Source organism: Amphritea japonica ATCC BAA-1530 (assembly GCF_016592435.1).
Classification (GTDB): domain Bacteria; phylum Pseudomonadota; class Gammaproteobacteria; order Pseudomonadales; family Balneatricaceae; genus Amphritea; species Amphritea japonica.
Genome location: NZ_AP014545.1, coordinates 1,078,335 through 1,096,856, shown reverse-complemented (window position 1 = coordinate 1,096,856; position 18,522 = coordinate 1,078,335). Strand labels below are relative to the sequence as shown.

The following is an 18,522-nucleotide window of genomic DNA, read 5'->3' as shown; positions in this document are numbered from 1 at the left end:
GGGTAATAAACGATGAATAAGAGGAATACAACCTCCGTAAGCCGCTCTAGTCTTCCGGTATCTCTATTTCAACATGAGAGACCGGTTTCATACAGCACGCCAGTATTTCATCACCCACAGTGTCATAAAGCGCATCCTGAACCTCTTCAACCTCACCTTCAATCAGGCGAACCCGACAACAACCACAGTAGCCACCACGGCAATTATAAGGCGCAGGGATCTCCTGCGCCTCAAGAGCATCCAGTAGAGAGAACTCATACTGGTAAAAAAACGTACTGTAATGATTGACCTTTATTCTTGGAATTCCAGACATGGCCTGTTCCTTTGGGTCCTCAGAGGTCGAAATCGTCGAAGTCATCATCTGCCACTTCGTTATCAATCGCACCGACCAGATACGAACTGATCTCGGCTTCCTGTGGTGCAACCTGCACGTTGTCGCTGACCAGCCATGCATTCATCCATGGTAGTGGATTCTGTTGAGCCGGAAAAATCTCTTCCAGATTCAGCGCTTTCATCCGTACATTCGTTATATATTCCACATAGTCGGACAGAATTCGGGCATTCAAACCGATCATAGAGCCATCTTTAAACAGATACTCTGCCCACTCTTTCTCCTGCTCAGCTGCTTCACGAAAAATTTCGTAAACCTCTGCCTCACACTCTTTAGCAATCTCTTTGAAGTCAGGATCATCAGCACCAGATGCCAGCATATTAAGCATAAACTGAGTCCCGGTAAGATGCAGCGCTTCATCCCGGGCAATTAACTTAATGATTTTAGCGTTGCCCTCCATAATCGCCCGCTCAGCAAAGGCAAACGAACAGGCAAAGCTGACGTAGAAGCGAATAGCTTCCAGCACGTTAACCGACATAAGCGTCAGATACAGTTTCTTTTTAAGATTATGCATACTCACATCGTATGCTTTACCATCAACCGTATGTTCGCCTGCACCTTGAATCATATAGATATTCACCAGCTCGATGAACTCATCATAAAGCCGGGTCACACTACGGGCACGTTTAACGATCTCTTCGTTAGTTACAATTTCGTCAAATACGACAGATGGTTCAGTCAGAATATTACGAATGATATGAGTATATGAGCGGCTATGAATCGTCTCACTAAATGCCCAGGTTTCCAGCCAGGTTTCCAACTCTGGAAGAGAAACCACCGGTAAAAAGGCAATGTTTGGTGAGCGTCCCTGAACAGAATCAAGCAATGTCTGATATTTCAGATTGCTCAAAAAGATATGCTTTTCATGCTCAGGCATCACCATGAAATCTTTACGATCGGTTGACAGGTCAACCTCTTCCGGGCGCCAGAAAAATGAAAGCTGCTTCTCTATCAGCTTTTCAAGGATTGGGTATTTCTGCTTATCATAACGGGCTACGTTTACGCTATGACCAAAAAACATCGGCTCTTTGGTAGCATCATTAAAAGTCGGATCAAACGTTGAATATAACATTTCGCTTCAATACTCTTGCCCTGGACACAGGGAGGGACAAACTGATAACCGGTAGCCACCCACCGGCCTGAAATCCTTTACACAGTCTTCGCTGCTCACAATTAGAGTTTACAGGCACCGCTTTCACAACCACTCATGTCATCATGCTGGTCAGTCGCTCCATCGCGAGTGTTATGGTAATAGAGGGTTTTAACACCATATTTATAAGCGGTAAGCAGGTCTTTTAGCAGCTGCTTCATGGGCACTTTATCACCCGGGAATTTAGATGGGTCATAATTTGTATTTGAAGAGATCGACTGGTCAACAAACTTCTGCATAATACCGACCAGCTGCAGATAACCTTCGTTGGTAGGAATATCCCATAACAGCTCGTAATCATCTTTCAATTCAGCATATTCCGGAACAACCTGCTTCATTACGCCGTCTTTGCTGGCTTTAACGCTAACATATCCCCGTGGTGGCTCAATACCGTTAGTCGAGTTAGTAATTTGAGAAGATGTCTCGCATGGCATCAATGCTGTTAGCGTACTGTTCCGCAGACCAAACTCTCGAATATCTTCACGCAAAGTTTCCCAGAAGTAGTGCAAAGGCTCTTCACAAAACTCGTCAATTTCACGCTTGTAAGTATCGGTCGGCAGGATACCTTTTGCATAATTTGTTTCATTAAATAACTTACAGGGCCCCTGCTCTTTAGCAAGCTGATTTGACGCTTTTAGCAAGTAATACTGCACCGCTTCAAACGTTTTATGAACCAAGCCGTTAGCTGAGCCGTCGGAGTAACGTACGCCATTCTTAGCCAGATAATAAGCAAAGTTTGTCACGCCTACCCCAAGAGTACGACGATTCATAGAAGCGGTACGGGCCGCTTCTATCGGGTAATCCTGATAATCCAGCAAGCTATCTAGTGCGCGCACGATCAAATCAGACAGATTCTCGAGCTCATCAAGGTTTTCCAATGCGCCCAAATTAAATGCCGACAGCGTACACAACGCAATTTCACCTTCAGCATCATTAATATCGTTCATCGGCTTTGTTGGCAGCGCAATCTCAAGACAAAGATTAGATTGTTTAACCGGAGCAACCTGAGGATCAAACGGGCTGTGTGTATTACAGTGATCAACGTTCTGTATATAGATACGTCCCGTAGAAGCACGTTCGGAAGCCAGAATACCAAACAGCTCGACTGCTTTGATTGTCTTCTTACGGATACTGTCATCCTGCTCATACTTCACATAAAGACGTTCAAACTCATCCTGATCAGCAAAGAAAGCGTCATATAACCCTGGAACCTCATGCGGGCTGAACAGGGTAATATCTCCGCCTTTAATCAACCGGGTATACATCAGTTTATTCAGCTGCACACCATAATCCAGATGACGCACACGGTTTTCTTCAACACCCCGGTTATTCTTTAATACAAGCAGTGATTCAACTTCCAGATGCCAAAGAGGATAAAACAGCGTTGCGGCACCACCACGCACGCCCCCTTGCGAGCAAGACTTCACCGCTGTCTGGAAATATTTGTAGAACGGAATACAACCAGTATGAAATGCTTCTCCGCCGCGAATAGGGCTACCCAGGGCGCGAATACGACCAGCATTGATACCGATACCCGCACGCTGGCTAACATACTTAACAATGGCACTGGCTGTCGCATTAATTGAGTCCAGAGAATCTCCGGATTCAATCAGCACACAGGAGCTAAACTGACGTGTCGGCGTTCGTACGCCGGCCATAATGGGCGTAGGCAGCGATAGCTTAAACAGAGAGCAAGCGTCATAGAAACGCTTCACATATTCTAAGCGGCTCTCTTCTGGATAGTTGGCAAACAAGCAGGCAGATACCAGCATATATAGGATCTGCGGGCTTTCAAAAATTTCGTTGGTGACCCGGTTCTGGACCAGGTACTTCCCTTCTAGCTGTTTTACAGCAACGTAGCTGAAATTCATGTCCCGACTATGATCCAGGTACTCATTCAACTGATTGAACTCAGCTTCGCTGTAATCTTCCAGCAGGTGCTTATCATACCGGCCTGCATCAACCATCTGCGCTACGTGGGTCATCAGATGGGGAGGCTCAAAGCTATCAAAAGCGCGCTTACGCAAGTGAAATATAGCAAGGCGAGCGGCCAGATATTGATAATCTGGCGCATCTTCAGAGATAAGGTCTGCCGCTGACTTAATCAGTGTTTCATGTATATCTGCGGTTTTAATACCATCGTAGAACTGTATATGTGCTTTCAGCTCCACTTGAGAAACTGAGACATTCTGAAGACCGTGGGCGGCCCAGATAACTACTCGGTGAATTTTCTCCAGGTCCAGTGTTTCCTGACGACCATCCCGTTTCGTTACCAATATGTCCTGCATTTCGCTTTCCCAAGTCTGAAAATCATAGTATATGAAGGCTTCTTAGACGAGCCTTTCAAGGGCGGGATTAGGCTCATAGATCCATAGGCCACTATATATCCCTTATATCCTGTCTGGCCCATCCAACTGACTTGTATCAGCATCCGGTTCAGTACACTACATGTAGTGCACGCCAAAACATCAGCCACTAAATATAGATATAAACTAGTTAATTACAATACTTGATTTTGACTTTTTATGAGTGTAGCCAAACGGTAAAATTTGGCCAGAAGCCCATACCATCAGCGTTACAGAAAACTGCTTAAAAAAATCATTAATTTTAAATAAATATAAAAAATCATAATTTTTGATAACGATCAAAAAAGCTTACCACTCCACATAAAAAGTTTGCTTTTATTGCTTTACAGCGGGGTAACAAATCAATAGTATACGCGCTCCTTGTGGTGGGGTTCCCGAGTGGCCAAAGGGATCAGACTGTAAATCTGACGCGCGAGCTTCGGTGGTTCGAATCCACCTCCCACCACCATCGAATTCGATACGAAATAGCCTCGTTAAACAACGGGGCTTTTTTGTGCCTGCGATTTATGAGTGGAGGTGGAGGAGAACCATCGATGTGGTTCGAGCCGGAATGAGCCTGCGAATGGAGACAACGTTGCGACGCTTTTTTCGCAACAGCCCGAAGGGGAATAATCCACCTCCCACCACCATCGAATTCGATACGAAACAGCCCCGTTATACAACGGGGCTTTTTTGTGTCTGCGATTTATGGGCGGAGGTGGGTGAGAACCGCCGATGTGGTTCGAGCCGAAGTGAGCCTGCGAACGAAGACAACGTTGCGATGCTTCTCTCGCAACGGCCCGAAGGGGAATAATCCACCTCCCACCACCATCGAATTCGATACGAAATAGCCTCGTTAAACAACGGGGCTTTTTTGTGCCTGCGATTTATGAGTGGAGGTGGAGGAGAACCACTGATGTGGTTCGAGCCGGAATGAGCCTGCGAATGGAGACAACGTTGCGACGCTTTTTTCGCAACAGCCCGAAGGGGAATAATCCACCTCCCACCATCGAATTCGATACGAAACAGCCTCGTTATACAACGGGGCTTTTTTGTGCCTGCGATTTATGGGCGGAGGTGGGTGAGAACCGCCGATGTGGTTCGAGCCATATAGAGCCAGCGTACGAAGGCAGTATTGTGCGTTCATTCGACATCAACAAGTTATGCACTGGTGACATCTGGACATCGGACCACAACCATAAATCCCCCTCCTTATATCAATAACCTGCAGATTAATTCACTCCCCCTCTGTACCTTGTCGTTATCCTGTGCCAATGTGTGGAAAATATGTAATAGCTTCTGGAGAACAATGATATGCCTTGTACAAACAACATTCAGGAAGAGATCAACATGCTTATCCGCTTCAGCCAGAGCAGTGATCATCAAGGACTTAAAGTGCACCAGGACACTGCCGCACCTGAACTGGTACAGGCCACACAAAGCCTGTTTGATAAAAAATTAATCACACTATTTGACGGTGGATACCTGACACCACTGGGTCATGAAGCTGCAGATCAGGCTCATGCACTTTTAAACATTCTGGATTCAGGAAAATAAGCCCCGGCTATGGATCAATCAGAAATCATTATTGAAGATATCAACGTCTGGGAAACCCAGATGTTCACCGTGCAAAATCCACTGCACAGCGAGCTTCGAAAACCACTGCTAAAACTGATTTATCAACTGCGAGATAACCAGCAGCAAGCCATAGAGAGCGAGGTTGCACCAACAGCCAAGCACGCTCTCTATGAAAGCACTCTGGATCTGCTTCAACGCACAGAACCCGTCATTGAAGAGCTTAGAGTATTCATCGAAGACATGCTGATCACCGTTGCCAGCGCAGTCAATGAGCCTTACTGGCCAGAAGGCGCTCAGGCCCGGGCAGATATAGTGGAATCCTGGTTTCATGTCACTGAAAACGGTGGCTACCACGATACGCATGCTCACCCTAACTGTTCCTGGTGCGGTATCTACTATGTGGATGCCGGTGAGTGTGATATTAGCAACCGAAACGGTATTAACCGTTTCTACGACCCGCGCCATGGGGCAGATCAGTACCTGGATGCGGGTACCGCCTACCTTAACGGCACCGGAAGCTGGGATTTTGAAGCGGTCGAAGGACAAGTCGTCATTTTTCCATCCTACTTAAAGCATGCAGCCATGCCCTACTTCAGCAATAAAGATAGAGTTATTATCGCGTTCAATAGTCAAATTCATTTTCAGGAATAAATTACCGGAGACCTCAATGAAACAGATTCTGGTTTACGCAGATTCTCTAAGTTGGGGAATCATTCCCGATAGCCGTAACCGCTTTGAGTTTCATCAACGATGGCCCGGTAAACTTGAGCAACTACTTTGTCAGGATGGCTCAAACATCCGAATCATTGAAGACTGCCTGAATGGTCGCAGAACAGTATTGGAGGACCCTTTCAAGCCAGGAAGAAATGGTTTGAAAGGCCTGCAACAATGCATCGAAATCAACTCACCTCTAACCCTCATCATCATTATGCTGGGTAATAATGATTTTCAGACACCTCACCTTTTTAAAGCATCTGAAGCCGCTCAAGGAGTTGCGACACTGGTACAGGCTATTCGCAAATCACCGCTGGAACCGGGTATGCCTATGCCTGACATCTTATTAGTCTGCCCTCCTCCAATCATCTGCCCAAAAGGTATGATAGCGGCCAAATTCAAGGGCGCTGAGCTTAAATGGCCCGGTTTTAACAAAGCACTTGAACATATCGCGCTGGAAACAGAGTGTGATTTCTTTGATGCTGGCAAAGTTATCACTGCCAGCCATATCGACGGAATACATCTGGATCTGGAACAGCATCAACAACTTGCAGTCTCTATACAGCCATTAGTCATTGATATTTTGCAGCGCTAACGGAACTTCTTTTACAATGATTTATCAGACAAGCTTATGCCTTCTTCTCACATTTAGGAACAATCATGCTCAACACCGTTACCTGTTTCGTCCGTAGCCCGTGGTATTGGCTAGCTATGATATTCACAGGCTTCGCAATGGAAGGCGTTGCCCTTTATTTCCAATATGTACTGGATTACGGCCCCTGCGTACTCTGTATTCATGTAAGGATCTGGGTAATGGCTTTTATCCTGCTGGGCATTGCCGGGCTGTTGAGCAGAAAGAGTCGCTTTTTTAGCATTTTAACAAGCTTGCTGACGGTTGCAGCCGCTATAGGTTTAAGTGAGCGTTCCTGGATGACATTTGCGATTGAGCGCAACCTGATCGAGGGAAGCTGCACTATGGGTGCTGGCTTACCCGATTGGTTTGCACTGGACCGATGGTTTCCCTCTATTTTCGAACCCTGGGAACTCTGTGGCTGGACCCCTGAACTATTGTTTGGTATCACTATGGCTGAAGGGTTATTACTAACCTCAGCACTGGCCGTTCTGATTACTTTATTCACAACCGTTATTTTAATTAGAAAAGCCTGATATAGCCTTCCAATCCACCACATGCCCATATATCCTAATATGGGCATTTAATATCACGCAATGAAGCCAAGAAAACAGTCACGGAAGCCGCCCATCGATATCTAAAAAATAGCGCTGATTTGCGGAAAACCGATTTCCTGTCGACCGCAGTTGTAACCAGTAAATGACAAATCATAGGGCAACGGTACTCATTCGACGACCGACAAACAGCTCTATATGCGCGGTTATTTAATTGACATGAAGGACAAAAAAATCATCTTCTTCGGCCCGGTCGGGGCTGGAAAAACGACGGCTATTGACGCTGTCACGCATAGCAATAACGCGACGACTGACGCTCGCGTGTCCGATAGCAGTATCAGACGAAAAAAAAGCACAACTGTCGCGATGGACTACGCCCTGTTGGAAACCGGCGGTGAGCGCATACACCTCTATGGAACACCGGGTCAGGAACGCTTTCGATTTATGTGGGAAATGATTACCACAGAGCTGGCCCATGATTGCAACGGGCATATTATGCTGCTGGATAATGCCCGTAATCACCCCCGTCAAGACCTTGAGTTCTACCTGCAGAATTTCCGCACTTACAATCCTAAAATAAGATTAGTCATCGGTATCACGGGAAGCGACCTTATCGAAACGCCCTCCCGATCAGATTACGCGGGCTGGCTTGCAGAGCTGGACATAAAAGCCCCATTATTTTTTGTCGACGCCCGAAAAACTGAAGATATTCAGATGCTGATTGATGAAGTTCTTCAATCTAAACACACCGTCACTCAAAACTCAGCACCCTCCTCTTCAGCATGGGAGACCGAAGAAGATATGAGTATTGACGAACTGTTCTCAACAGCCCCCCAGTTTCCAGTATTTACGGCAGAGCTAGTGAGAGACATTGAGAATATTGACCAGGTTACCGGCACAGCGCTGATCAACAATGACAATGTGACCGAATATTCATCCCTCGAACAGACTGAACTCGAGATACTGCAACAGTTTGCCGCTGATATCCCTCGAGTACGTCGACGGGTCGATGATTTTGGTGCTGTTGAATCTTTTCATCTGAGCACTGAATCAACAGACCACTACACAGTTCTGGTAGCAGATAACCAGCTACTCGGTATTCATTGCAAAGGACAGCTTAGCTTGCTGTCACTCAAGCAGGAGATTGATAACCTCTTGCAGTGGAACAAATCCACAGAAACGATTAGCGCATAAGCTATTAGCTTAGATCGAAAACATTCCTGTTTATCTGATATTTATACGTCAGACGGATTGCACTATGGATACCTGTCTCGGTACAATTCCTGACCGTTTTACACTGTATTCTAAGGAAAATTTCACGTGCGTCTGGCAGAAATAGAAACCCTGGCACTCAACATTGGTCTTGCCGTCTTTGCCGCCTATATCTTTTTTATCATCTATGATCTGGCAAAAAAATCGAATGCAGGAAAATTTGGCACCGCCATTCTTTTCTTCGCTCTGGGACTCGGTCTGGCTGCATTTCTAGTCAAGACAGTCGTGGTCTATATGATCGAAGGCTAGCGGCTTAAACCACCCTTTAACCCCTTTATACTACATACGGATGCATGTCCGTCTATCATTGTGCCTCGATCGCCTCAAGCCGAAAGTCCGGCAAGTTAATTCTGAACGCCCGACCAAATCCCAGTACAAGCCGCCCCTTCTCAGGATCTAACCTGAACAACCTGAAATCAGGCAACGTACGCAACAGATCAACCGTAGCTCCATGGCGCTGTCGATACAGTAGCATTACCTGCTCGTAAGACTCTGCATCCGTTTGTATTTCCGACACGACACACTGCAGAGCCACCCGGTTTCGGGCAAATAAATTACGACTCTCAGCCTCATCCTCTATCAACATTACTCCCACCACGGAAGCGTTAATCAGGTTTTTCGTATGACTGGCGAGCTGACTTACAAATATATACAACGCATCTTCATGAAGCAGGAATGGTGCATAACTGGCTTCCGGTCCCTCAGAACCCATAGTAGCCAGCTGCAGGGTTTTACACCGTTCAAGTATCTGCCTCAGCTCCAGATCAGCCTGTCCAGGTACAAGTAGCTCTTCCTTTCTGCTCATTTTATATTCTCTTTTATTGAATTCATCCGGTTATTAATACATCCAATAAGATAAAGCCCCTGTCTGAAAGCGGCAATTTAATCATAATCGATAAATAGTAACTCCATATAAAACGGTACAACATAACAACAAAAACAAAACACCCGGGCGCATTCTTTGCAGAAAAACAGGCAAGCACCTAACGTTTAAAATATAGGCTGCCGTTAGTAACATTAAGCAGCCAGAAATCAATGCTGCCCCTCCCCAAAACTCGCCAAAATGACGCATGGCATACCAGAATACATTCCAGCTTCCGGCTAGAAAAACAACAAATGCTACTGTTTTTCTAAACCATGCAGGTAATGCCTGCACTGCACGCAATACTGGTAACCGAGTTGCAAATAATAACCCTATCACCATGCACCCCGTCATAATTGTTCCCATAGGAAGCACAGAATTCTCCTCATCTGAAATTCTAGTTTTACATTAAAGCCGAAAACAGCCACCGTCTATTGTAGAGGGTGATAATAGTTATTCAGTTCAAATCTTTACCTAACATCCATTTCGATATAAATAGCTCCCTCCACTCTGAAAGCCGGTAACAACCCGACACTCATAGTAGTATCGTGAAAGCGGCATCTTCTGGAGTCAAAAACATACTAAAAGAGTGTGCTAAATACTGATAAGTAACGTCGAGGGATACCACGCCAAGCAACGAAGAAGCAGGCTTATTGTTCTAGCGACATTGATACAGGTTATTACCGATGACGCATGATATTACAAAATCATCTGGTTGCTAATCCGGCAAAACTTACAGCGTGGCATTTGACCATTGAATACAAAGCGATCTGCGGCAACTATGGCGGTCATTTGTTTTTCTTTCTTCTCATTGAGTATTGCCTGTTAATTGATCCGCCCGCGTATAAATATACCCCATAGGACAAAAGATTGACGTATAATCAGCAGCGTATTCAGACTGACAGGGGTTTAAAAGATGCAACAGAAAGTGGTTAAAGTGGGCGACCTCTCGATCTCTAATGAGACACCGATGGTTCTGTTTGGCGGCATGAATGTTCTGGAATCCAGAGACCTGGCAATGCAAATTGCTGAACACTATGTAGAAGTTACCAACAAACTCAATATTCCCTATGTATTTAAAGCCTCTTTCGATAAGGCTAACCGCTCATCGCTAAGCTCCTTTCGCGGCCCCGGTCTGGATGAGGGATTAAAAATCATGCAGGAGATTAAAGAGACATTTAATGTCCCTTTGATTACCGATGTCCATGAACCCTATCAGGCAGCACCTGTCGCTGAAGTCTGCGACATTATCCAGCTGCCGGCTTTTTTGTCTCGTCAAACTGATCTGGTGCAGGCAATGGCGGCTACCGGTGCTGCAATTAACATCAAAAAAGCCCAGTTCCTGGCGCCTCAGGAGATGAAACATATCCTCAGTAAGTGCGAAGATGCAGGCAATAGCAATCTGATTCTATGTGAACGCGGTAGCAGTTTTGGCTACAACAATCTGGTTGTCGACATGCTGGGATTTTCAACCATGAAAGAGATGGGTTATCCGGTCATGTTCGATGCCACTCACGCTCTGCAAATGCCAGGTGGGCGCAGCGATTCGGCTGATGGCCGGCGCGCACTGGTCGCTCAGTTATCCCGCGCTGGACTGGCTCAGGGAATCGCAGGACTCTTTCTTGAAGCCCACCCTGACCCTACACAAGCAAAATGTGATGGCCCCTGTGCATTACCGCTGGATAAGCTAGAACCCTACCTGGCACAGATGAAAGCAGTCGATGAGCTGATTAAAAGTTTTCCTCCACTCATTACCGACTAAGTTCAGAGCGACCCTGCCGGGGTCGCTCAACCTCTCGAGCTGATATAAATACTTTCAGTCCTGATAAAAATACCTGTCGTTTTGACAGCTGCGACACTTAACTCTTTGTTAGCCATACTCTATTATCGAGTAATATCTCCAGATATTATCGATTCAGGATGCACGGAATGGCGACTTCAAACGAACTGATCTACGATGGACTTGAATCAGGGCAGATCATTGGCCCAGACCATCATCAGTTCAAACTAACATCACAGTTAAAAACCAATCGCTTTGGCCAGTTATGGCATGCCGAAGACCTGTCTACCAGCCTTTCTGTGCCGGTCACTCTGCAAATATTCAATCCCGCACTCCTCAAGCATCAGGGATTTATTGATTCAGCCCAAAAGCATATTGTTCTAAGCAAGAAGTTTAAGCATCCTCATCTAACCGAATATTACGGTATGTTCCGTCAAAAGGGCGTGCTGCTCTTCTTTGCTATGGAATTGATGGATGGGCTAACACTAGAGCAGATAATCAGTAACGGGCAAGCCCGAAAACTGAAAGACAATCAGAAAAAAGGCTTACTACAACAGTTAGCTACTGCAATAGATAATGCACATACCGGAGCCGCACAGGCGCATAAAGGGATCTGCCCAGAATCAATTTTTATCAATAAACAAGGAGGAGTAAAGTTAGCTGACTTCGCCTTTGACGACGCAATGACAATTGCCGGAGAACTTAACGAAACGCCCTCTTCACACATGGCTTACCAGGCCCCCGAAACATTTCATCCCGCTCCGGTAACTGTGGCAGCCGATATATACTCTTTTGCCTGTATTGTTTATCAACTCCTCAGCGGTAAAGCACCGTTCAAACCTTTGGACGACGAAACATCCCGGGTCCGGAAAGAGCTAAAAAAACCTGCTTCGCTGAATCAAAATCAATGGGAAATTCTACAGTCGGCTTTCTCAACCGATCCTGACCAACGGCCCCATAAAGCCTCTCTGCTATTCAAACAGATCCTCGATACCTCTGATGAAAATACTGATGAGGAGGCTCCTGAACCGCTATCCGAAACACCCCGTAAGAGGTGGAAACTTGGCAGGCTCAGTGTTCCTCAATGGTCATTACCCGCGCTCATTTTCTGCTTTGGTTTTCTCCTGGGCTTTGCTATCGCTTTCTTTCTGGGCTCGCAAAGTACCAGCCAGGTTGAACTGGCACTCAACGAGACACGTGCTGAACTTAAACAGGTACAGGAAGATATTGCCGGCCTCCAGAAAACATTGACTCTTGAACGAGATGAAAGAACCGCTGAGACTGAGAAACTGCAAGCAGCGTTAAACAGTAAGATTAATGAAGTCGATACGCTACACAAAGAGTTATTAGATATAAAATTTGCCGACCCGGATAAACTCACCGTTTTCACCGATCAGCTTCCAGAAGGCTTTAAAGGCCCCCAGATGGTGATTATCCCCCGGGGGAGCTTCACCATGGGTGACCAACAGCTTATTGGCGATGATAATGAGCGCCCAGCACACCAAGTCATTATCAGCAATAGATTTGCCCTATCCCGAAATGAAGTCACCTTTAACGATTATGACTACTACGCTCGTACAATGGGCCGTCCACTCCCTGCTGATGAGGGCTGGGGACGAGGCAACAGACCCGTCATCAATGTCACCTGGCTTGAAGCAAAAGGGTATGTACAATGGCTATCTTTACTTACCGGCCAGCCTTATCGTTTACCTACGGAAGCGGAGTGGGAGTATGTTGCCCGCGCCAATACTAACACTAACTACTGGTGGGGAGACGACCTGGAGCAGGAACGTGCGGTATGCAGTGAATGTGGAACGGAGTGGGATGGCCGAAAAACCGCCCCAATTGCCTCATTCCCGCCTAATTCATGGAGCATTCATGATATGAACGGTAATGTCGATGAATGGGTTGAGGACTGCTATCAGGATTCCTATTTCGACGCACCAAAAGATGGTTCTGCCATGATCGATGGTCTCTGTGAATTCCGGGTTATGCGTGGCGGTTCCTGGTTCGATATCGGCCGTGTCATTCGTTCATCAAGTCGTTACCGCCACCCCCCGGGGAGCAAAAAGAATAGCTGGGGATTCCGCATAGCACTCGACCTGCCCAATAACACAACTGAGGAATAGTTGATGTATAACCACCTTTTGTCAGGCCTGAATGCTAGTTTACTCTGTACGCTGCTAGTAAATGCTCCACTGGCTCTGGCAGACCCGCTAACAGTGAATGTAGAAAAACAGCAAGACCTGAGCATCACCCTCTACAACCAAAATCTGGGATTAGTGCGAGATGTTCGTAGCCTGCCTCGCATTAATCCAGGGCAAGCTCTCTACATACATGATGTCAGTCACCAGATAATGAGCCAGACACTGCAGGTTGAAAACGCAGGTAAGATTCTGGAACAAAATTTAAATAACAATCTAATTTCCGTCACTTCATTATTACAGGCTTATACCGGCAAACAGATACAATTGGCCCGCTTTAACAGTGTTAACGGCAGCGAAACAATAAGTAATGCTCGGTTATTAAGTGCTAATGGCCAGTTCGCGCTGGTCGAACATAAAGGGAATATTGAAACCATCCCAGTGAATCAACAAGGCTGGCGTTTTATCTTTCCGACAATCCCGGAAGGTATGCAGTCCCGACCCAGTCTGGAGGTACGCTCTGAAGGGACCAGTAAAGCCAGTGACGCAACACTGACCTACTTAACCCACGGGCTCAGTTGGCAGATGGATTATGCGCTGGTTTTGAATAGTAAAGGCGACCGGCTAGACCTGGATGGCCTGGCGACCCTTAACAACCAAACCGGCGTAGATTTCCATAATGGTAAAATATTACTGATGGCAGGCCAGGTCAATCAACCTCCGGAACAACTTATACGTCGACATAAAACAGCGATGCTGATGGCCGAGTCTATGGCTGATAACGGTGCTCCTGAAGCCTTTCAAGACTATCAACTGTACCGCCTGCCACAAAGAGCAAGTTTACTTAATGGCCAGACAAAACAGGTCAGTCTGATCAGTGCTGAGCAAGTCAAAGCAGACAGAAGCTACCACTATCAGATGCAGGTGTATCCCTCTCTTGACCGACAGCAATACGAACAGAAACCTGATATTAAAGTCAGCTTTGCTAATACACAAAAACAGGGCCTCGGATTTCCGCTACCCGCGGGTAATGCGAGGGTTTTCAGCCCGGACAGTGACGGTATACGTCACTTCATTGGCAGTGCCAACGTTCGTAATACCAGTAAAGGCCAAAAAGTTGAATTACCGATCGGTAAGTCGTTCGATCTGACGGTAAAGCGGCAGCAAAACCTGTTTCAAAAGAATTATGATACTTTTCTAACGGGACATGAGCTGGAGCTTATTAACAGCAGCGATCAAGCAAAACCTATAACTGTAACAGCCAATTTCCAACAGGACTGGAAAATCACCGATAGCAGCCACCCTTACACAAAGATCAATGCCGGCCAAAGCCAATGGGTAATCACACTTCCGGCTGACAGTATTATCCGACTAGCATTTAAGACTGAATTAAAGAAACCCTGAAGACTGACAATCTGGCAACCTACCTGCACGGCCAGGTAGGTTCGTCACTACCCACGCCCGGCTTCAAGTTGATTAAGCCAGTGTGCGGCATCGCTTTCTGACTCCCCTGTCTCAAGTTCACCGTTCTTATAGATGTCCACCAACCGCTTTATCGCAAGTATATGGCCAGCTTCAGCCGCTTTGTGATAATACTTCACAGCCTTACCCGGGCTAACAGGGTAGTTTTGGTGCCCTTCTTCGAATATTTTCCCCATCTGATAGGCGGCTTTACTGTCCCCTTTATCTGCAGCCCGTTCAATGTAGATAGCCCCCTGTATTCGATTTGTCATCCCCTCACCGCGAAAAAACAGCAGATGCCCATACACAGAAAGAGCCCGAACACTGCCGTAATCAGCGGCATAACGAAACAATTTCATAACAAAACGGTGTTTGGCGCGAGATTTTTTTAACAACGGAAAGCGAAACAACTGGAAGGCCACCCAGCCTAATAGAGGAGCAATTGAGGTCATAAACAAGCGCATCTGATTACCATATTACAAATCTGTGGAAAGCCGATACAATATCAGAATTCTCTAATATTTAAACCGATAAAAATTGTGGCTTACTTTCTCGTTAACCTGAATACCAGTTACCTTCAGGCTTGCCATACTCAAAAGTTTAGGCTTAAATCATTATCAGTTTAAATATAGTAAATTCATTTTTTATATCTCAAAAGAATAAGCTTAGCGATAATAGCTATTCTTTGAGCAGCACCGGAGAACAAATATCCGGTCAGTCATTACGTCGCTACAGGAAACCTAATGAAAACATTTGAAGATAACTCCCTGACGATCGGTGAAACACCACTGGTCCACCTGAATAGAATTGCACCGGGGAAAAAAATCTACGCCAAGCTTGAAAGCCGTAATCCGGCAGGCTCGGTGAAATGCCGAATTGGTGCAAACATGATCTGGGCTGCAGAAAAAGACGGCTCTCTTAAACCGGGTATGACACTGATAGAGCCAACTTCAGGCAACACCGGTATCGCACTGGCATTTGTCGCCGCTTCCCGGGGTTATAATCTTGCGCTCACAATGCCCTCATCTATGAGCATCGAACGGCGTAAGCTGATGAAAGTGCTCGGCGCTGACATCATCCTGACAGAACCTGCTAAAGGGATGAAAGGCGCTATCGATAAAGCACAGGAGCTGGTCGATAGCGATCCTGATACCTATTTGATGCTGCAACAGTTTGAAAACCCAGCTAACCCGCAAATCCATGAGCAAACCACCGGTCCGGAAATCTGGAAAGATACCGACGGTCAGATCGACATGCTTGTTTCCGGCGTGGGTACCGGCGGCACAATCAGCGGTATCTCCCGCTATATCAAACAGCATAAAGCAATCACCTCAGTCGCCGTAGAGCCTACCGTTTCGCCTGTCATTAGCCAGACGTTAAACGGTGAAGAAGTTAAACCTTCTCCCCATAAGATTCAGGGTATTGGTGCGGGCTTTGTACCCAAAAACCTCGATATGTCTATTGTCGATCAGGTAGAACAAGTCAGCAACGAAGATGCCATCGAGATGGCTCGCCAACTGATGCTGAAAGAGGGAATTCTGGCAGGAATATCCTGTGGTGCTGCATTAACAGCAGCGGTTCGGTTAGCGGACCAGCCTGAGAATGCCGATAAAATGATCGTTGTTATTCTTCCGGACTCAGGCGAACGCTACCTGTCTACGGCACTGTTTGACGGAATGTTTACCGAGAACGAATTGGTACAATAGTCTGCTCAGACTGTGAAATAAATACAAAAAAACCGGGCTTGGCCCGGTTTTATGATTGTGGATGTAACTTTATTTAAGACACCATTTTCCGAATCTCATCATGACTTGGAAAAGTAGAAAGATGATCAACAAAAGTTCGTCCATCACTCAGCTTACGTACGGTATACCAGCGCGCTTTGCGCTCATCACCTTTGAAATGCCCATCCACTTCAAAGTTTTCGCCGTCCACGCCCAATACCGCAATGGTTTTTTTAATCGCCTCGGTGTGCATACTCAGGCTCCGTTTTTATTCTATTGTCCCTACATTTTTTTGTTTTGGCAGATCTTAGTGCTTCGAAACAGCTATTACTCATAGGAGCGATAACCTCTCAGAGCTGCCGCAGCTTACTCTCCAGAATACTGAACATATTCCTTAAAGCTTAGCTTAGAACAACTGTTTTACAAGCCTGTGACACTTTTCATAACCATTTATGACAACAGAGCTAACGACCAAAAACATGCAGCACCAACCTCTATAGCAGAGACTCAAGCCACTCAATTGACGGAGCAAAAAATGCCTGCCCGGTCACCGCCTGACTATAATGCAACAGATGATCATGGTTCCCACTACCATCACCCAAAAGCATACTTTCAAGCATCTGAGTAAACGGCTGTGGAGAGCGGCCATAAGAGGCAAACATCAATCCTTTATGAGTCAGATTTCCGTAGGGCATACTGTGTCTCAATATCTCAACAGAGCGGCCCTCAGTATCTTTCAATGAGGTACGCTTGGTATGCGAAGAAAGCGCCTTATCCGCGCCGGCATACTCCTTGTTATCTGCTTTAGTACGCCCAATAATATCTTCCTGCTGTTTAACCGTGATACGATTCCAAGCTTCCAGGTCATGCTCATAACGCTGTAAATGGATATAGCTACCACCGTTGAAAACGAGATCTTCGTCCCCTACCAAAGCCACTTCTGCCCGATGAGCCCCCTGAGGATTTTCAGTGCCATCCACGAAGCCTGTTAGATCCCGGCTATCTAAATAGCGAAAGCCATGAACCTCCTGATCAAGCATCACGCTATCTGCTAAACGACTCAATACTAAAACAGCAGCTTCATAGTTTAGGTCGTGACGCTCAGAACGGATATGCAGCAACAGATCAACGGGGGTATGCGGAGCCACTAACAGCTGGTTATTCAGAGCTGGGAAAGGGACCAGCTCTGCAGGCCTTTGATCCGGACTCATCCGATCCCAAAACTCACTACCAATAGCCGCCGTGATATGAAAGTCAGCTTCCGGATAGCGCTGCCTAAAGGATAATTCAGTCGCAGGAATACCGGATAGCACCTGTCTTAGGTTTACGATCGCATCGGTCGTGGGAGCGACATTCAAGGTAATGAAAAGCGCATCGGTGTTAGCTTCAGCAATAACACCTGACTGGAAACAGGCCATATCAATCTCCATATTAGGGAAGTGACGAACAGGACCAGTATATAAAGAGATTGCGCTCAAGTAAGCTTAGGTTTATTTATTGCTCTGATTTAAATAATCAATGGCTGATCAGGTTACCGGTAGAGAACATCGCTGCCGTATTTCAGTTCCAATGGCAAACGATCCTTACGCGTCATTCCCTTCACCACCAGGCCGTAGGAACGATCAATCATTCGTTCCAGTTCCCCTGCGGGAATGCTGCCATCGAGTAATACGGTATTCCAATGACGCTTATTCATATGATAACCCGGTAACACAGCACTGAAGATATCCCGTAACATCTGCGCTTCGGCAGGGTCACATTTAAGATTCATCCGGGCCAGTCCACCTTCAATTGAAAGGGTCGCAAACATTTTGTTACGAACTTTCATCACCGCAACATCGGGATAGAAAGGAAAGTCTTCCCAGGACTCTGGGCGACTCAGCATATAAGTTCGGATTGCCTGAAAATCCATTCAT

19 protein-coding genes, 1 tRNA gene and 1 other RNA gene are annotated in these 18,522 nt (G+C 46.2%); 12 read left to right on the top strand and 9 right to left on the bottom strand.

What is annotated here, in order from left to right; translation table 11 throughout:
- Window positions 1-46 precede the first annotated feature (46 nt).
- From AMJAP_RS05035 to nrdA, 3 genes are all read right to left on the bottom strand, one after another.
- Window positions 47-313 carry a 2Fe-2S iron-sulfur cluster-binding protein gene (locus AMJAP_RS05035; RefSeq protein WP_019621983.1) on the bottom strand — a complete coding sequence of 89 codons (267 nt, stop codon included), beginning with the start codon at window positions 311-313 and terminating at the stop codon, window positions 47-49.
- 19 nt (window positions 314-332) lie between these two features.
- Entirely contained in the window at window positions 333-1,463 is a 1,131-nt protein-coding gene (gene nrdB, locus AMJAP_RS05030) for a class Ia ribonucleoside-diphosphate reductase subunit beta (RefSeq protein ID WP_019621982.1), read from the bottom strand.
- A gap of 101 nt (window positions 1,464-1,564) precedes the next feature.
- Window positions 1,565-3,829, bottom strand: coding sequence for a class 1a ribonucleoside-diphosphate reductase subunit alpha (nrdA, locus tag AMJAP_RS05025; RefSeq protein ID WP_019621981.1), 2,265 nt, complete (start codon window positions 3,827-3,829; stop codon window positions 1,565-1,567).
- Window positions 3,830-4,271: 442 nt separating this feature from the next.
- On the opposite strand from nrdA, the gene AMJAP_RS05020 reads away from it, so the two are divergent.
- The 8 genes from AMJAP_RS05020 to AMJAP_RS04985 all read left to right on the top strand — a co-directional run bounded on the left by AMJAP_RS05020 (window position 4,272) and on the right by AMJAP_RS04985 (window position 8,884).
- Window positions 4,272-4,355: transfer RNA gene (locus AMJAP_RS05020), tRNA-Tyr, on the top strand.
- Window positions 4,356-4,587: 232 nt separating this feature from the next.
- A non-coding RNA gene (locus tag AMJAP_RS05015) (RtT sRNA) lies at window positions 4,588-4,717 on the top strand.
- A 483-nt stretch (window positions 4,718-5,200) separates the two neighbouring features.
- Window positions 5,201-5,443, top strand: a complete 243-nt coding sequence (locus AMJAP_RS05010) for a TIGR02647 family protein (RefSeq protein ID WP_019621979.1) — start codon at window positions 5,201-5,203, stop codon at window positions 5,441-5,443.
- Window positions 5,444-5,452: 9 nt separating this feature from the next.
- Window positions 5,453-6,115, top strand: a complete 663-nt coding sequence (locus AMJAP_RS05005; protein WP_019621978.1) for a TIGR02466 family protein — start codon at window positions 5,453-5,455, stop codon at window positions 6,113-6,115.
- Window positions 6,116-6,131: 16 nt separating this feature from the next.
- Window positions 6,132-6,773, top strand: coding sequence for an SGNH/GDSL hydrolase family protein (locus AMJAP_RS05000; RefSeq protein ID WP_019621977.1), 642 nt, complete (start codon window positions 6,132-6,134; stop codon window positions 6,771-6,773).
- Window positions 6,774-6,838: 65 nt separating this feature from the next.
- Complete coding sequence (locus tag AMJAP_RS04995) at window positions 6,839-7,345, top strand: disulfide bond formation protein B (RefSeq protein WP_040404502.1); 507 nt, start codon at window positions 6,839-6,841, stop codon at window positions 7,343-7,345.
- Window positions 7,346-7,582: 237 nt separating this feature from the next.
- Window positions 7,583-8,557: a GTP-binding protein gene (locus AMJAP_RS04990; protein WP_169336960.1), complete on the top strand. Its 975-nt coding sequence runs from the start codon at window positions 7,583-7,585 to the stop codon at window positions 8,555-8,557.
- Window positions 8,558-8,683: 126 nt separating this feature from the next.
- Entirely contained in the window at window positions 8,684-8,884 is a 201-nt protein-coding gene (locus AMJAP_RS04985; RefSeq protein WP_019621974.1) for a DUF2788 domain-containing protein, read from the top strand.
- Window positions 8,885-8,939: 55 nt separating this feature from the next.
- On the opposite strand, the gene AMJAP_RS04980 is transcribed toward AMJAP_RS04985, so the two are convergent.
- Together AMJAP_RS04980 and AMJAP_RS04975 are read right to left on the bottom strand one after the other, a co-directional pair.
- The gene (locus AMJAP_RS04980) at window positions 8,940-9,440 is read right to left on the bottom strand and encodes a HugZ family pyridoxamine 5'-phosphate oxidase (protein WP_019621973.1); all 501 of its coding nucleotides are present in this window, start codon (window positions 9,438-9,440) and stop codon (window positions 8,940-8,942) included.
- Window positions 9,441-9,521: 81 nt separating this feature from the next.
- Window positions 9,522-9,863, bottom strand: coding sequence for a hypothetical protein (locus AMJAP_RS04975; RefSeq protein ID WP_236588763.1), 342 nt, complete (start codon window positions 9,861-9,863; stop codon window positions 9,522-9,524).
- A 550-nt stretch (window positions 9,864-10,413) separates the two neighbouring features.
- Here AMJAP_RS04975 and kdsA point away from each other — a divergent pair.
- The 3 genes from kdsA to AMJAP_RS04960 all read left to right on the top strand — a co-directional run bounded on the left by kdsA (window position 10,414) and on the right by AMJAP_RS04960 (window position 14,825).
- Window positions 10,414-11,259: a 3-deoxy-8-phosphooctulonate synthase gene (kdsA, locus tag AMJAP_RS04970; RefSeq protein ID WP_019621971.1), complete on the top strand. Its 846-nt coding sequence runs from the start codon at window positions 10,414-10,416 to the stop codon at window positions 11,257-11,259.
- Between the two features lie 167 nt (window positions 11,260-11,426).
- Entirely contained in the window at window positions 11,427-13,406 is a 1,980-nt protein-coding gene (locus AMJAP_RS04965) for an SUMF1/EgtB/PvdO family nonheme iron enzyme (RefSeq protein ID WP_019621970.1), read from the top strand.
- A 3-nt stretch (window positions 13,407-13,409) separates the two neighbouring features.
- Window positions 13,410-14,825: a DUF4139 domain-containing protein gene (locus AMJAP_RS04960; RefSeq protein ID WP_019621969.1), complete on the top strand. Its 1,416-nt coding sequence runs from the start codon at window positions 13,410-13,412 to the stop codon at window positions 14,823-14,825.
- Between the two features lie 47 nt (window positions 14,826-14,872).
- Here the strand turns inward: AMJAP_RS04960 and AMJAP_RS04955 are convergent, their stop codons facing one another.
- The gene (locus tag AMJAP_RS04955) at window positions 14,873-15,346 is read right to left on the bottom strand and encodes a tetratricopeptide repeat protein (RefSeq protein ID WP_019621968.1); all 474 of its coding nucleotides are present in this window, start codon (window positions 15,344-15,346) and stop codon (window positions 14,873-14,875) included.
- Between the two features lie 279 nt (window positions 15,347-15,625).
- On the opposite strand from AMJAP_RS04955, the gene cysK reads away from it, so the two are divergent.
- Window positions 15,626-16,588, top strand: a complete 963-nt coding sequence (gene cysK, locus AMJAP_RS04950; protein WP_019621967.1) for a cysteine synthase A — start codon at window positions 15,626-15,628, stop codon at window positions 16,586-16,588.
- A 73-nt stretch (window positions 16,589-16,661) separates the two neighbouring features.
- On the opposite strand, the gene AMJAP_RS04945 is transcribed toward cysK, so the two are convergent.
- From AMJAP_RS04945 to AMJAP_RS04935, 3 genes are all read right to left on the bottom strand, one after another.
- Entirely contained in the window at window positions 16,662-16,859 is a 198-nt protein-coding gene (locus AMJAP_RS04945; RefSeq protein WP_019621966.1) for a hypothetical protein, read from the bottom strand.
- Between the two features lie 241 nt (window positions 16,860-17,100).
- The gene (locus tag AMJAP_RS04940) at window positions 17,101-18,024 is read right to left on the bottom strand and encodes a Dyp-type peroxidase (protein ID WP_051088422.1); all 924 of its coding nucleotides are present in this window, start codon (window positions 18,022-18,024) and stop codon (window positions 17,101-17,103) included.
- A gap of 113 nt (window positions 18,025-18,137) precedes the next feature.
- Window positions 18,138-18,518, bottom strand: coding sequence for an MmcQ/YjbR family DNA-binding protein (locus tag AMJAP_RS04935; RefSeq protein ID WP_019621964.1), 381 nt, complete (start codon window positions 18,516-18,518; stop codon window positions 18,138-18,140).
- Window positions 18,519-18,522: the final 4 nt, after the last annotated feature.